At 70.1% G+C, this 14366-nt stretch carries 13 protein-coding genes and 4 pseudogenes; 5 read left to right on the forward strand and 12 right to left on the reverse strand.

Annotated elements, in window-relative coordinates; genetic code table 11:
* Positions 1-141: 141 nt before the first annotated feature.
* Positions 142-2223, reverse strand: coding sequence for a 3-hydroxyacyl-CoA dehydrogenase NAD-binding domain-containing protein (locus GEV43_RS29430; RefSeq protein WP_309239896.1), 2082 nt, complete (start codon positions 2221-2223; stop codon positions 142-144).
* Positions 2220-3422, reverse strand: a complete 1203-nt coding sequence (locus GEV43_RS29435; protein ID WP_160823462.1) for an acetyl-CoA C-acyltransferase — start codon at positions 3420-3422, stop codon at positions 2220-2222. The genes GEV43_RS29430 and GEV43_RS29435 overlap by 4 nt, the downstream gene beginning before the upstream one ends.
* Positions 3423-3649: 227 nt before the next feature.
* Between GEV43_RS29435 and GEV43_RS53330 the strand changes: the two are divergent.
* Positions 3650-4363 (forward strand): annotated as a pseudogene (locus GEV43_RS53330) (AMP-binding protein); the annotation flags it as partial.
* Between the two features lie 71 nt (positions 4364-4434).
* A complete protein-coding gene (locus tag GEV43_RS53335) occupies positions 4435-5382 on the forward strand; it encodes an AMP-binding protein (RefSeq protein WP_254715874.1) in 948 nt (315 codons plus the stop codon).
* A 6-nt stretch (positions 5383-5388) separates the two neighbouring features.
* On the opposite strand, the gene GEV43_RS29445 is transcribed toward GEV43_RS53335, so the two are convergent.
* From GEV43_RS29445 to GEV43_RS56390, 9 genes and pseudogenes are all read right to left on the reverse strand, one after another.
* A complete protein-coding gene (locus GEV43_RS29445; RefSeq protein ID WP_309239897.1) occupies positions 5389-6576 on the reverse strand; it encodes a HAMP domain-containing sensor histidine kinase in 1188 nt (395 codons plus the stop codon).
* Entirely contained in the window at positions 6573-7226 is a 654-nt protein-coding gene (locus GEV43_RS29450; RefSeq protein ID WP_160823463.1) for a response regulator transcription factor, read from the reverse strand. The genes GEV43_RS29445 and GEV43_RS29450 overlap by 4 nt, the downstream gene beginning before the upstream one ends.
* A 63-nt stretch (positions 7227-7289) precedes the next feature.
* Positions 7290-7523, reverse strand: a complete 234-nt coding sequence (locus tag GEV43_RS29455; RefSeq protein WP_160823464.1) for a hypothetical protein — start codon at positions 7521-7523, stop codon at positions 7290-7292.
* Positions 7524-7811: 288 nt separating this feature from the next.
* Positions 7812-8132, reverse strand: coding sequence for a hypothetical protein (locus GEV43_RS29460; protein WP_160823465.1), 321 nt, complete (start codon positions 8130-8132; stop codon positions 7812-7814).
* 41 nt (positions 8133-8173) lie between these two features.
* Positions 8174-8413, reverse strand: coding sequence for a hypothetical protein (locus GEV43_RS29465; RefSeq protein WP_160823466.1), 240 nt, complete (start codon positions 8411-8413; stop codon positions 8174-8176).
* Entirely contained in the window at positions 8410-8841 is a 432-nt protein-coding gene (locus tag GEV43_RS29470; RefSeq protein WP_160823467.1) for a hypothetical protein, read from the reverse strand. The genes GEV43_RS29465 and GEV43_RS29470 overlap by 4 nt, the downstream gene beginning before the upstream one ends.
* A 53-nt stretch (positions 8842-8894) precedes the next feature.
* Positions 8895-10270 (reverse strand): annotated as a pseudogene (locus GEV43_RS56380) (serine/threonine-protein kinase).
* Positions 10271-10459: 189 nt separating this feature from the next.
* Positions 10460-10633, reverse strand: coding sequence for a pentapeptide repeat-containing protein (locus GEV43_RS56385; protein ID WP_160823470.1), 174 nt, complete (start codon positions 10631-10633; stop codon positions 10460-10462).
* A 29-nt stretch (positions 10634-10662) separates the two neighbouring features.
* Positions 10663-11124 (reverse strand): annotated as a pseudogene (locus GEV43_RS56390) (pentapeptide repeat-containing protein); the annotation flags it as partial.
* Positions 11125-11503: 379 nt separating this feature from the next.
* Between GEV43_RS56390 and GEV43_RS29490 the strand changes: the two are divergent.
* The 3 genes and pseudogenes from GEV43_RS29490 (at position 11504) to GEV43_RS56400 (ending at position 13256) form a co-directional block, all read left to right on the forward strand.
* Positions 11504-11677: a hypothetical protein gene (locus GEV43_RS29490; RefSeq protein ID WP_160823471.1), complete on the forward strand. Its 174-nt coding sequence runs from the start codon at positions 11504-11506 to the stop codon at positions 11675-11677.
* Positions 11678-12669: 992 nt separating this feature from the next.
* Positions 12670-13101: pseudogene (locus GEV43_RS56395) on the forward strand (pentapeptide repeat-containing protein); the annotation flags it as partial.
* Positions 13102-13103: 2 nt separating this feature from the next.
* Entirely contained in the window at positions 13104-13256 is a 153-nt protein-coding gene (locus tag GEV43_RS56400; protein WP_375539063.1) for a pentapeptide repeat-containing protein, read from the forward strand.
* A 214-nt stretch (positions 13257-13470) separates the two neighbouring features.
* Here GEV43_RS56400 and GEV43_RS29500 read toward each other — a convergent pair whose 3' ends face one another.
* A complete protein-coding gene (locus GEV43_RS29500; protein ID WP_160823473.1) occupies positions 13471-13830 on the reverse strand; it encodes a hypothetical protein in 360 nt (119 codons plus the stop codon).
* Positions 13831-14366 lie beyond the last annotated feature (536 nt).

Consider the following 14366-nt stretch of genomic DNA (forward strand, 5'->3'; position numbering starts at 1 on the left):
GGGCTCCTCACGGTGCGGTACGTCCCTGCGTCTCTACGTCGCCGGAACACGCCGCACGAAAACCTGTACCCCCTCCAAGCTGCTGAAATAGCCCTTGAGTCCCGAATCGCCGGCGCCGGCCCGGCACGCCGGCCCGGGGCGTCAGCCGAGGGAGGCGACGCCCGGGGCGAGGAACCGGCCGCCGGCCGCCTTCTCGCTCACGCCCGCGCGGTCCAGGTACGGGGTGATGCCGCCCAGGTGGAACGGCCAGCCCGCGCCGAGGATCATGCACAGGTCGATGTCCTGCGCGGCGGCCACGACGCCCTCGTCCAGCATCACGCGGATCTCGTCCGCGAGGGCCGCCAGGGCGCGCTCCAGGACCTGCTCCTCGGTGGACGGGCTCGTCCCGCCGGAGAAGATCTCCACGACCTCCGGGTCGAGGGTGAAGTCGGGCAGGTAGACGCCGGGCTTGCCCGCCGCGACCAGCTTGGCCAGGTTGTCCGAGAGCGGGAAGCGGTCGGGGAACGCGGCGTGCAGCGTCTGGTTCACGTGCAGCGCGATCGCGGGGCCGACCAGCCCCATCAGCACGAACGGCGGCATCGGCAGCCCGAGCGGCGCGGCGGCGCGCTCGGCCGTCTCGATCGGGGTGCCCTCGTCCACCGCCTGGACGATCTCGGCGAGCAGCCGCAGCAGGACGCGGTTCACCACGAACGCCGGGGCGTCCTTCACCAGCACGCACGACTTCTTGAGCTGCCGGCCCGTCGCGAACGCCGTCGCGAGCGCCGCGTCGCCGGTGCGCTCGCCCCGGACGATCTCCAGCAGCGGCAGCACGGCGACCGGGTTGAAGAAGTGGAAGCCGACGACCCGTTCGGGGTGCCTCAGCTCCGCGGCCATCTCGGTGACCGACAGGGACGAGGTGTTGGTCGCGAGCACGCAGTCGGCGGAGACGTACTCCTCGACCTCCGCGAACACCGTCCGCTTGACCGACATCTCCTCGAACACGGCCTCGATCACGAAGTCCGCGTCGGCGAACGCGTCCTTGGTCAGCGACCCGGTGATCAGCGACTTGAGCCGGTTCGCCTTGTCGGCCGAGACCCGGCCCTTGCCGAGCAGCTTGTCGATCTCGCCGTGCGCGTACCCGACGCCCTTGTCCAGGCGCTCGCGGTCCAGGTCGGTGAGGACGACCGGGACCTCCAGGCGGCGCGCGAACAGCAGCGCGAGCTGCGAGGCCATCAGGCCCGCGCCGACGACGCCGACCTTGGTGACCGGGCGGGCGAGCGCCTTGTCCGGCGCCCCGGCGGGCTTCTTCGCGCGCTTCTGCGTGAGGTCGAACGCGTACAGCCCGGCCCGCAGCTCGTCGCTCATGATGAGGTCGGCCAGCGCCTCGTCCTCCGCGGCGAAGCCCTCGTCGCGGGTGCGGTCCTTCGCGGCGGCGACGAGGTCGAGCGCGCGGACGTAGGAGGGGGCGGCGCCGTGCAGCTTGCCGTCCAGGTTCCAGCGGGCGAGCGCGACCGCGTCGTCCCACGCCTTGCCCTTGTCGACCTCGGGCCGGCGGACGGCGATCTCGCCGTTCAGGACGCGGGCGGTCCAGGCGAGCGACTCCTCAAGGAAGTCGGCCGGGTCGAAGACCGCGTCGGCGATGCCGAGGTCGTACGCCTGCCGGCCCTTCAGCATCCGGTTCTGGGCGAGCGGGTTGTCGATGACGACCTTGAGGGCCTTCTCGGCGCCGACGAGGTTCGGCAGCAGGTACGTGCCGCCCCAGCCGGGCACGAGGCCGAGGAACGCCTCGGGCAGCGCGACCGCCGGGACGCCCGACGAGATCGTCCGGTACGTGCAGTGCAGCCCGATCTCGACGCCGCCGCCCATCGCCGCGCCGTTGTAGTAGGCGAACGAGGGGACGCCGAGCTCGCCGAGCCGCCGGAACACCTCGTGCCCGAGCCGGCCGATCGCCGCCGCGTCCTCGCGGCTCCGGATCAGCGGCACGCCCTTGAGGTCGGCGCCGACCGCGAAGATGAACGGCTTGCCGGTGACGCCGACGGCCGCGATGTCGTCGCGGTGCGCCACGGTGTCGATCGCGGCGTTCAGCTCGGTCAGCCCGTTCGGGCCGAACGTGTTGGGCCTGGTGTGGTCGAAGCCGTTGTCGAGCGTGATCAGGGCGAGCGTGCCCGCCCCGTACGGCAGCTCGACGTCGCGCACCCGCGCGTGGGTCACGACCTCGTCGGCGAAGACGTCGTTGATGCTCACTTGGTGCCCTCCCAGTTCACGTTCTCCCAGAGGACGGTGCCGCCCATGCCCATGCCGACGCACATCGTGGTGAGTCCGTAGCGGACGTCCGGGCGCTCCTCGAACAGGCGGGAGAGCTGGTTCATCAGCCGCACGCCGGACGAGGCGAGCGGGTGGCCGACCGCGATCGCGCCGCCCCACGGGTTCACCCGCGCGTCGTCGTCGGCGATCTTGAAGTGCTCCAGGAAGGCGAGCACCTGCACGGCGAACGCCTCGTTGATCTCGATCAGGCCGATGTCGTCCATGGTCAGCCCGTTGCGGGCGAGCAGCCGCTCGGTCGCCGGGACCGGGCCGACGCCCATCACCTCGGGCTCGACGCCCGCGAACGAGAAGTCCACCAGCCGCATCCTCGGCGCGAGGCCGAGGTCGCGCGCCACGTCCTCGGCGGCGAGCAGGCAGGCGGTCGCGCCGTCGTTCAGCCCGGCGGCGTTGCCCGCCGTCACGTTGCCGTGCACGCGGAACGGCGTCTTCAGCTTGGCCAGGTCGTCCACCGTGGTGCCGGGGCGCGGCGGCTCGTCCGCCGTCGCGAGGCCCCAGCCCTTCTCGGCGGAGCGGATCGCGGTCGGCACCAGGTCGGGCTGGACCTTCCCGGCGGCGTACGCGGCGGCGGTCCGCTGCTGGCTGCGCACCGCGTAGGCGTCGGCGCGCTCCTTGGTGATCTGCGGGAACCGGTCGTGCAGGTTCTCCGCGGTCGAGCCCATGACCAGCGCGGACGGATCGACCAGCCGGTCGGCCAGGAACCGCGGGTTCGGGTCGACGCCCTCGCCCATCGGGTGGCGGCCCATGTGCTCGACGCCGCCGGCGATCACCACGTCGTACGAGCCGAACGAGATGCCCGCGCCGGACGTGGTCACGGCGGTCATCGCGCCCGCGCACATGCGGTCGATCGCGTACCCGGGGACGCTCTTCGGCAGCCCGGCGAGCACGGCGGCGGACCGGCCGATGGTCAGGCCCTGGTCGCCGGTCTGGGTGGTGGCGGCGATCGCGACCTCGTCCACCCGCTCGGGCGGCAGGGACGGGTTGCGGCGCATCAGCTCGCGGATCGCGCGGACGACCAGGTCGTCCGCGCGGGTCTCCGCGTACAGGCCCTTCGGGCCCGCCTTGCCGAACGGCGTGCGGACGCCGTCGACGAACACGACGTCGCGTGCGGTGCGAGGCACGGGTCGTCCCTCCTTGAGGGGTGGATGAACGGAGCGGTGGTCTGACGGAGCGGTGCTCTGAACGGGGCGGTGCTCTGGACGGATCGGATGCTACTGGTTGGTAACCAACAATGCTACTCGTCAGTAACCACTGACGCGCCGCTGACGGCGGGTCAGGGCCCCGGTGCCCTTGTCCGCTAGGTGACCCGTGGGTAACGTGTCCGGAAATCACCGGAGGAGGCGCGGTGGTGCACGCGAGACCCGCCTACCGCCCCGGGCTGCGCAGGCGGGCCGGGCACGTCCGCGATCTCGCCGGCCTGCTGCTGCGCACCGGCCTGCTGTTCTCCGGCTCCCCGCACCGCGCGCCCCGCCAGATCGCCCTGCTGCGGCACTGGGGCACCACGCTCGCCGGGCTGGTCGTCGCCGCCGCCGCGCGCGGCCCCGGCCGCGTCGCGCTGGTCGACGAGCTCGGCCCGCTCACGTTCGCCGAGCTAGACGAGCGCGGCACCCGCCTCGCGCGCGGCCTGCCCCTGCCCGGCCCGCGCCCCCGCGTCGGCGTGCTCTGCCGCAACCACCGCGGCATGGTCGAGACGCTCCTCGCGTGCAGCAAGCGCGGCGCCGAGGTCGTCCTGCTCAACACCGGGCTCGGCGCCGGGCAGCTCCGCGCCGTCCTCGGCGAGATGCGCACCGACCTGCTGGTCGCCGACGCCGAGTTCGCGCCCGTCCTCGCGGCGGCCCCGATCGCGCTGCGCCGCGTGGTCGTGTGGGCCGACCGCGCGCCCCCCGGCGGCGGCCCCACCCTGGACGCGATCGCGGCGGCGGCTCCGGCGGACGAGATCGGCCCGCCGCAGGTCCAGAGCCGTACGATCATGCTCAGCTCCGGCACCACGGGACGGCCGAAGGGCGCCCGCCGCCCGCCGCGCCCCGGCCTGTGGCCGCTCGCGTCGATGACCTCCCGGATCCCGCTGCGCGCCCGGCAGACGATGATCATCGAGGCTCCGCTGTTCCACACCTGGGGTACGCGGCGCTCCAGATGGCCTGGGCCCTGCGCGCGCCCGTCGTGCTGCACCGCCGCTTCGACCCCGAGCGCGCGCTCGCCACCGTCGCCGGGCACCGCGACGCCGTCGTGTTCGCCGTCCCCGTCATGGTCCAGCGGATCCTCGACCTGCCCGAACGGGTCCGGCGCCGGCACGACGCGTCCTCGCTGCGCTTCGTCGCGCTCAGCGGCACCGCCCTGCCCGGCGACCTCGCGACCCGCTTCATGGACGCGTTCGGCGACCGGCTCTACAACGTGTACGGCACCACCGAGGCGTCCTGGGTGTCGATCGCCACGCCCCGCGACCTGCGCACCGATCCGCGCACCGCCGGACGCCCGCCCCGCAACACCGCCCTCGCCATCCTCGACGCCCGGGGCCGCCCGCTCGGCCGGTCCACCATCGGCGAGATCCACGCGGCGAACGAGCTGCTGTTCGAGGGCTACACCGGCGGCGAGCCGGTGGAGGTCCGCGACGGCCTGCTCGCGACCGGCGACCTCGGCCACATCGACCACCGCGGCCTGCTGTTCGTGGACGGCCGCCGCGACGGCATGGTGGTGTCGGGCGGCGAGAACGTCGTCCCGCGCGACGTCGAGGACGCGCTGCTGCGGCTCCCGCAGGTCGCCGAGGCCGCCGTCGTCGGCGTACCGGACGACGCGTGGGGCCAGCGCCTCGCCGCGTACCTGGTGCTGCGGCCCGGCGCGCGGCTCCGCCCCGACGAGGTCCGCGCGTACGTGCACGCCCAGGTCGCCCGCTACGCCGTCCCCCGCGACGTGCACTTCCTCGCCGAACTGCCCCGCAACGCGACCGGCAAGGTCGTCCACCGCTGGCTGGCCGACGCCGCCCGCCCCCAGCGCCCGCAGCCCGAGGGCCGCGTCCCCTGGCCGCACCCGGCGCCCGACGCCCGGCCCTGGCCGCCGAGGGAGGCGACCCCGCGGGCGGGCTGACGCGGGTCAGGGGCGCAGCGGCAGCCGTACCGTGATCGCCAGCCCGCCGTCCGCCCTCGGCACCGTCTCGATCGTCCCGTTGTGCGCGCCCACCACCGCCTGGACGATCGACAGGCCGAGGCCCGCGCCGTCCGCCGACCCGACCCGGTCGGGCCGCAGCCGCCGGAACGGCTCGTAGATCGCGCCCACCTCGTACGGCGGGACCGGCCGCCCGGTGTTGGCGACCAGCAGCACCGCCGCGCCGTCCCGCGCCGCCGTCCGCACCCACACCCGGCCGCCCGGAACGTTGTACTTCAGCGCGTTCTCCAGCAGGTTCACCGCGCAGCGCTCCAGCAGCACCGGATCGCCCTCCACGGCCGCCGGAGCCAGCCGCGCCTCCACCTCCACATCGCCTGGGCCGTCCACCTGGTCGAGGGCGCTCGCCACCACGTCCTGGAGCGCCGCCCCGGTGCGCGTCCGCAGCTCCCGCTCCGAACGGGCCAGCGTCAGCAGCCCCTCGATCAGCCGCTCGTGCCGGGCGGTGTTGCCGAGCAGCACGTCCGCGAGCGCCTTGGTCTCCGGCGGGTTCCTGGCGCTCGCGATCGCCACCTCCAGCACCGTCCGGTTGATCGTCAGCGGCGTGCGCAGCTCGTGCGAGGCGTTCGCCACGAACCGGCGCTGCGCGTCGAACGCCCGGTGCAGCCGGTCCAGCATCCGGTCGAACGTGTCGGCCAGGTCCTTGATCTCGTCCTGCGGCCCGGCGAGCGCGATCCGCTCGTGCAGCGTGCTCTCCGACAGGCGGCGCGCGGTCTCGGTGACGGTGTGCAGGGGCCGCAGGAGCCGTCCCGCCGCCACGTACCCGATGCCCACCGCCACCAGGCCGAGGACCAGGAAGATCAGCAGGGAGCTCTGGAGGAGCTGCTGGAGGACGTCCTGCTTCTGCCGGTCCAGCTCGCGCTGCACGGCCGACCGCAGGTCCGCCATGCCCTGGAGCCGCTGGACGCCGTCCCCGCTCTTCAGCTTGGCGAGGTCCACCGCCGTGGCGGGGGCGCGGCCGGTGAACCGCTGCTCCATCGCCCGCGCCGTCACCACGTAGGTGAACGCCACGAGCGCGGCGGCGATCACCAGCGAGAGCGACCCGTACACCAGCGTCAGCCGGGCCCGCACGCTCAGCCGCAGACGCCCCCGCAGGGCGCCGCGCCACCCGCCCGTCACAGCCGGTATCCCGAGCCGGTGACGGTCTCGATCACCGGCGGCCCGCCCAGCTTGCGGCGCAGCGTCGCCATCGTGACCCGCACGATGTTGCTGAACGGGTCGATGTTCTCGTCCCAGGCCCGTTCGAGCAGCCGCTCGGCGCTCACCACCCCGCCCTCGGCGCGCAGCAGCTCCTCCAGCACGGTGAACTCCTTGTTCGTCAGCCGCACCTCCCGGCCGTCCCGTTCCACCCGCCGCCGGTACGGGTCGAGCCGGATCCCCGCGCACTCCAGGACCGGCGGCACCGGCGCGCCCGACCGGCGCGACAGCGCCCGCACCCGCGCGACCAGCTCGCCGAACACGAACGGCTTCGGCAGGTAGTCGTCGGCCCCGAGCGCGAGCCCGTCCACCCGCTCCTCCACCTCCCCGGACGCGGTCAGCATCAGGATCCGGCCCCGGTGCCGCCGCGCGACGAGGACGCGGCACACCTCGTCCCCGTGCACGGTGGGCAGGTCCCGGTCCAGCACGACCACGTCGTACTCGTTGTAGGAGGTCAGCTCCAGGGCGGCGTCGCCGTCGTACGCCACGTCGACGGCCATCGCCTCCTCCCGCAGCCCCTCCGCGATGGTGTCGGCGAGCACCCGCTCGTCCTCGACGATCAGTACGCGCACGCGCGCCCCCTCCCGCTCGGACCGAGCATCGCCGAAGGGGCGTTAAACCCGGATAAACCGACGTCAGCGGCGCCAGCAGGTGTAGGACACGCGGGCCGTGCCGCCCGGGGCGAACGAGATCGAGCCGCCACCGCCGCCCCGGATGTAGCACCCGATCGTCGGCCGCACGGTCACGGTCACCGCGGCCGACCTCCCGCTCGCCAGCGTCCCGCCGCCCCCGGCGCTGACCCACCCGGCCCGCGACGACACCGACGCCACCGACCAGCGCACCGGCCCGCCCCGCGCGGTCAGGATCACCCGGCAGGTGCGGGGGAGCCCCGCGACGCCGATGCCCCGGCAGCCGCCGTCCCGATCGCGAGCCGCCCCCGGCCGCTGGGCTTGGACGGCGGCTTCGGCCGCGCCCTCTCCTTCTTCTTCGGCTTCGCCTTCCGGGTCTTCTCCGGCTTCTTCTTCTCCGCCTTCTTCGTCCTGCTCGGGACGGCGAGGGGCTGGACGGCACGGGCGGCGCCATCGCGGCGTCCACGGGAGCGTTCCGCTTGGGCCCGCGCGGATCGTCCGGCATCAGCAGCAGCCCCGCCGTCAACGTCAGCGCCGTGGCCGCGACCCCCGCCACCACCAGCCGAGGCCACCGCCGGGACGCCTTCGCGCCGCGCCCCCGCACTCGTCCCGGACGAGCCCGCGCAGCCACTCCTCCAGCCCGTCCGCCCCGGGCACCGCGTCCGGATCGACCCGCGTCTTCAGCAGCGCCGCCCGTACGGCCTCGACCGCGGGCTCCCGCTCCCCGAGCATCCCGCGGGCGTACTCGAACAGCTCGGGCCCGTACACGTTGTAGACGTGCCCGACCGCGCCGGGCCGCTGCTCGCGCAGCGCCTCGGTGAGCCGCAGGTCGTCGTCTCGGTTGCGCACCGAACGGATTATGGCGCTGACCGTCCGCTATGTAATGCGACTCATCTACGTATTCGACGGTCCCGGTTTATCAACGACGTCAACATGCCGTCCCGCCGTGCCCCCAGCGCCTCGTCGATCCCGGGAATCCAGTAGCAGAACTCCAGCGTCTTCAACGCGGCCCAATGGCGGAGCCTGCCGTTCTGCTGGAGCGTCGACACCGCCGCACCGGCCAGCAGGGCCGCGCACACCACTGCCGCGCCCACGCGATGCCCCGCGAACGCCTCGACGGCCGCCGTCACCGCCCCGCCGCCAGCGGGAAGCAGCAGTTGCGCACCATCAGCCCCACCGCGCGGAGCCGGTGAATCTCCTGCGCCGCCTCCCGGTCGTACGCCTCGACCGCCGTCGTCAGCACCGAACCGGACGCGCCGACGTAACGGCGCCCCCGCGCCGACGGCGTGCGCGCCAGGAACTCCTTGCGCGCGTCCGACCACCGCCGATGCCAGAAGGGAACGAACCGGTCGACGCCCGTCCCCACGACATAGGTGAGCTGCCCCAGCACGTAACTGGCCACGACGATCCCGCCGATCAGCAGAACGACCGGCACGTCGCCCAGCGCGGCCACGTGAAACCAGCCGAGCCGTTCCGCGACATAGCCGCCCAGCATCAGATAGAGCGACCCGGGAATCGCGTACGTGAAGATATCGAAGATGCCCACGGAAAGGCTCATCGCGCCTCCCAACCCGTTTCTCCGACGCACCGCCGCCCACCCGGGTTCCGCCGTCAGACGATCACACGCGCGAGGGCGTCCTGCATCTGCCCGGCATGCTGGTAACGCCGTCCCGGATCGGTGTGCAGAGCCGTCCGGATGACCGCCATGAACGAAGGATGGACCCCCGGGATATCCGGAACGGGCCCTTCCTGGAGCCGGAGCAACTCGTCGATCAGCGCCCTGATCGGCAGGTTGTGGCCCGGATCGTGGGGCGTCCGCCCGGCGAGCAGCTCGTACAGCGTGACGCCCAGCGAGTAAACATCGCAGACCTGCTCGCCCACACCGCCCCGCAAGACCTCGGGCGCGGCGTACAGCAACGTCATCGAATGAGTCACCGACAGGTCCACGCCCGGCAGCACCGCGATCCCGAAATCGGCCAGCGCCACCCGCCGGAACCGCGTGAACAGCAGATTGGCCGGCTTGATGTCGCGGTGGATGACCCCCAGCCGGTGCGCGTCCGCCACCGCGTCGGCGACCTGCATTCCGATGTTGCGGACCTCCGCCGGCGGAAGCGTCCCGCCCGCCGCAGCCGGTCGTCCAGCGACCCGCCGGGGCAGAACTCCGTCACCAGGAAAGGCCGCCCATCATCCAACGTCCCCGCCCCGTACAGCGTCACCACGTTGGGATGCTCCGACAGCCGGACGGTCGCGTTCACCTCCCGGTCGAACCGCCGCCGATCCCGTTCCCCCTCCACCTTCCGATTGATGATCTTTATCGCGACCTCGCGCCCGAGCCGCACATCCGTACCGTGAAAGACCATCGCATGCCCGCCGCTCCCCAGAAGCGCGGCGATCTCGTACCCGGGAATCTCGACGTTGGTGACGGGAATCGCGGAATGCGGACTCCATTCCGGCAGTTCCGCCACCGCGGTCTCGGCCCGCGGCATCCCCTCCCGCGGCCCGGCCTCCTCCGGCCACGTCCGCGGCACCATAAGATCATCGACACTCAGATAGGCGACGCCCCGATCGTACGCGGCCTCGATAACACCGCCCTGCCGCAGCAGCGCACTAGCCACCAGCGCCACCCGCCGCCCCTGCTCACCGGCATCCTCACCCTCCTCGTACAGGGCGAACTCCTCCATGGCCTCCAGCTCCGGCACCCCCATGGCCTCCCCGATCCGCCGCAGCCGCAGCGTCGGGATCACGGCCACATGGTCGAGCCCGAAACTGGGATTCCCCCACCCCCACAACCAGGTCCGCTCCTTGAGCGCATAACTCCCCAGCAACGAGATCTGTAGAACGACCCCGCCGGTCTTATACGTCCGCCGACTGAAATCCACGGCCCAATCGCTATTCGGCAGCACCCCCCGCAACGCCCCCTGCTGCCGAGCCGCGGCAACAGAGTTCTCCCGCCACAACCGCTCAAACCCCAAACTAAGCACCGCCATCCCCCCACCCTAACCCTCCGCCTCCTTTGCGCAGCTAAAACAGGCTTCGCACTTTAAGAGTCACGCCAGCGGCCTCCGGTCGGACGATGCGGCCACGCACTTCCATCCGTCCGGGGAATCACGCAATCGTGTCCCGGCAGCATGGAACGCATAGGGGCGTCCTCCGGCCCGTTCCGTACCGCCGCCCGCTCAGGTACAGGCCGACCCGACCTTCTTCCGCGGCCAGCCGACGGTGTACTTCTTCGCGTCCTCGGGCAGATGGGCCTGAGCGAGCACGGCGTCGTCCAGCCTGGCCCCATGCAGATCGGCGCCCTCCAGATCGGCCGCCGCCAGGCACGCGCGGCTGAAGTCCGCTCCCCGCACATCGGCTCCCGCAGTTCCACCCCGTCCAACCTCGTACGGCTGAAGTTCACACCGACCGCTTCCGCACCGTTGAAACTCTTACCGCGCAGGTCAAGGCCGTTGAGATCGGCACCGCTCAGGCGCGCGCCGCGAAACTCCAGTGCACGCACGTCCTTCTGCGTGACCCGGCGACCTCGCAGATCGGCAGGCTTTCCCGCTTGCGCCTTGGACATGAAGATCGGCGGAAGACCGCGCCGTTCCACGCGCAGCAGCCCGACGGTGATGGTCACCGTCGCCAGCGCGAACACCACCAGCGCCACCAGCGGCCACTTCGGACGCTCCAGCAGGTTGTAACCCGCCGCGATTCCTAGCGTGCCCAGAGTCTGCGTCGCCACGACGAGCGCCGCGAGGGGGCCGAAGAACTGACCGGCCGCGGCCACCAGCCCGATGACGACCGGCGGCCACATCCACAACGGCCAACGCGCGCGACTGGTCTGCTCCGGCGTCGACATGGCTCAGATCATCCCAGGGCGCCGCCGGGCCCATGCGGCACAACTGTCGACTTCGGAGCCAGGCGAGCCATACCATCACTCCACCGGAGGTCCGCCATGGCCAATCCGTTCCGGCCGCCGCGGGGCCGGGCGACCAGGACGCTCGCCGTGCTGATGTGGACGACGCGCCTCTCGACGTCCATCGGCCCGCGGAGCTCGCCGGGCTTCGGTCACAACAAGAGGATCGTCTGGTGCCCGGAATGCAAGGAAGCCAAGGTCGAACTGAAAGCCAACGGCCGCGGCTACTGCCGTATTTGCGAAAAGAAGCGCCACGTCCCTGATCGCGTGCGCGGCCTCGGTCCTCTGCCTGTGGCGCGACGGCCTCTGGCTCCTCAACGCCATGATCCCGTACGGCCTGGCCTACCTCTCCTACCGCGGCGCGATCACAACGGCCCAGGAGTTCGGCAAGGCCGTTGCGACCATCATCGACATGAACCGCTTCCCCCTTTACTCGCGCCTGCGCCCCCCATGCCGAACGACACCGAGGAAGAACGCCGAACCAACGCCGACCTGATGATCGCCCTCCAAGCCCCAGACGACGACCTGATCCTCAATTACGAACACCCCACCCCCACCGACCCCACCCCACCCCACCATGGCGATTACGTATCTGGAGAGCTTCGAGCGGGTCTGGTCTGGAGCCTCCCCGATGACATAGGGCAGCGTCCCGTGTTCTAGCGCTCGGCAGTCTGTGCAGAGTTTCCGTGCATCATCAAGGCGCCTCGAGAACCGGGCCGCACGCGCCCGGCGCGTCAGACTCTGACGCCTCTGCTTGGGCGCCGGTGACAGGATCAGGCCGACGCCGGTCGGCAGCTGCGAAAGCATCAGGGCCTCGCGACGGGCCATTGCGGGCAGGTAGCTGCCGCCCGTCCGCTGCACCAGCCCTCCGAGGCCCCCCATCCCCCACCAAGTCCGGAAACGTCCGGCTCGTGCTGCTGATGACGACGATCAGCCATGCTTGTTCCCGAATGCAGCTATCCTACTTGGATGCCCAACCAGCGACTGATGCAACGAATTAGCGCTTATCGTGCAGCGACTAAACGGTCGATTCCGGGAAGTTGGCTCGGCATTTCTTGGAGGACTCTGATATTTGTCGGATCTCTGCTCGCATTTCTTGTGCTATTCATTCTTTACGCACCTATGATCCTATATCCTTCTATCTCAGATGTGGAATTCAAGAGAGAAAAGGTGATTGGCGAGGAAAGGATTCAGATCGAAAACGACAGAATCAAGCTGCAAAACGAAACACGAAGCACGCTTCTGCAAGGAGTGGCGGGGGCCGCGGTAATACTGGGCGCCTACTTTACCGCCAGGCAAGTTCAGGCATCTCGGGCTACTCACACTACAGATCAATTCATTCGAGCTGTCGAGCAAATGGGGCGACCCGACCGCACCACCGAAACAACCCTCGGAGGGATTTATGGCCTCGAGCGCGTTGCAAGAGAGTCGGCCGTCGACCGTAGAAGCATCGCCGAAATATTGGCCGCATTCATATGTTATTCATCTATGGACAGCGCTAAGGACTTGGCAGATGCTCACAGTTTGAGAGAGTACTTCCCCGAGCGACAGGCGGCAATTACCGTTCTTGCCCGCGGAGAGTCTAGCGATCTTAACCTCTATCGGGAGCGAGACATTCGTGTGATCGACCTGTCCGGTGCCGACTTGCGAAAAGTGGACATCTACGACTTGACGCTATCGGCCGTTAATCTAAATTCGGCCAACCTCGAAGGGGCCTTTATTGCTGGGGCCAACTTTTCTTATACCGACTTCGGTTCGGCCAATATGGGACGGATCATTGCCAATAACACAGACTTCTCTGGAGCTTGGTTCCATAGCGCAAACTGCAAGAGTGGAAATTTCTACAATGCCAATTTTATGGATGCGATCCTGCAAGATGCCGACTTTGCGAACGCGCGCATGAAATCGGCAAACTTCACGGGATGCTATTTGGGGGAGCTAATCTCCAAGGTGCCAATCTGTCGGACGCGATACTTCAAGGAGCCGATCTTCAAGGAGCGAAGGCCAGTGAATTTACTAGATGGCCCATAGGGTTCTCGCCTGAAGATGCTGGGGTAGTCATCGTTCCCACTTAAGTGCAACTCAGCCTCACGCCTAGGGGGCAGATGGAGGGCCGCGCCATGCATGGCACTGCACAAGCCTCCGAGGTGCACGCTAAGAACGCACATTCGAATATGCCTCTGAGCTTCACAACCTCTGCCCAGCCGTCCGGGGGCAAGGGGGCGCTGGCGGCACGTAGGAGTCCCGGTCACAGCCCGCGAGTTGGGGTGTGACCGGGGCTCCCATGATTCACCCTGAGGCGGGTTGCTCCACGTTGGCAATGAGCCGCTTCACCTTGCGGCGGTCGATGCCGTGCTTCTCGGCGAGGTAGTGCTGGGAGGCCGGACGGCCAGGGTCCCGCAAGCTCGCCTTGTACTCGTCCAACACTGCCTGCTCCGGCGTCTGCTCTACTTCGGTGCGAGCACGTTCCGGCGCGGCGCGTTCCTCGTCCCGGACGAGGTCACCCCGTGCGGCACGGCGAGTGAGGGTCATCAGGAGTTCGAAGCTCTTCACGAGAGCGAGCGCCGGCCATGCGCTGACTACCGCGCCTATGGCACCGTGGCACGTGCCGTGCGCCACGTTGGCGCCTACCGTCGCCACAATGCCCACGGCGGGGCTCCACTTCGCCAACGGTGGTGCGGGTTGCTTTCGGCGGCTCGCGTCCAGGGTCACCATGGACGCGGGACCAAACGAGACCGTTCAACGTGAAGGGGGCGAGGCGTGCGGCCACACGATTACGCACGGGTCCTCCTTGCCATTGGTGATGGGCGCGTTCGGCGAGCATCAGGGCCGTGATTGCCGCGTTGCGGTCGAGTGGGCGCGGCCATGTGGTGATGTGCCATCCGCAGTCGGTGCGGGTGCCGGTGGCGATCACTTTTGCCGTTCGCGATAGCGGTGATCGTGTCGTCGTTGATCTGTAGGGACATGAGCGCCTCCTCTCTGTCCGGGAGCCACGGGAGCCAGAGTGGGGAGCCAACGGGGCTCGATCCGCTCTGACTCACCGCGATCCCTCTGGGCGTTTCTGCTGGTGAGAGGATCTTCCGGCGACGTCCCGCGGCTTGGTCAGAACCAGTCAGAGTGAGCGCGGCTAATGCGGGTTTAACCGGGGGTGGGTGTTATGGCTCTGCGCTGGGGCGTGGGTCCTG

Origin of the sequence: Actinomadura sp. J1-007, from assembly GCF_009793335.1 — a bacterium.
In the GTDB taxonomy this organism is placed as follows: domain Bacteria; phylum Actinomycetota; class Actinomycetes; order Streptosporangiales; family Streptosporangiaceae; genus Spirillospora; species Spirillospora yumaensis.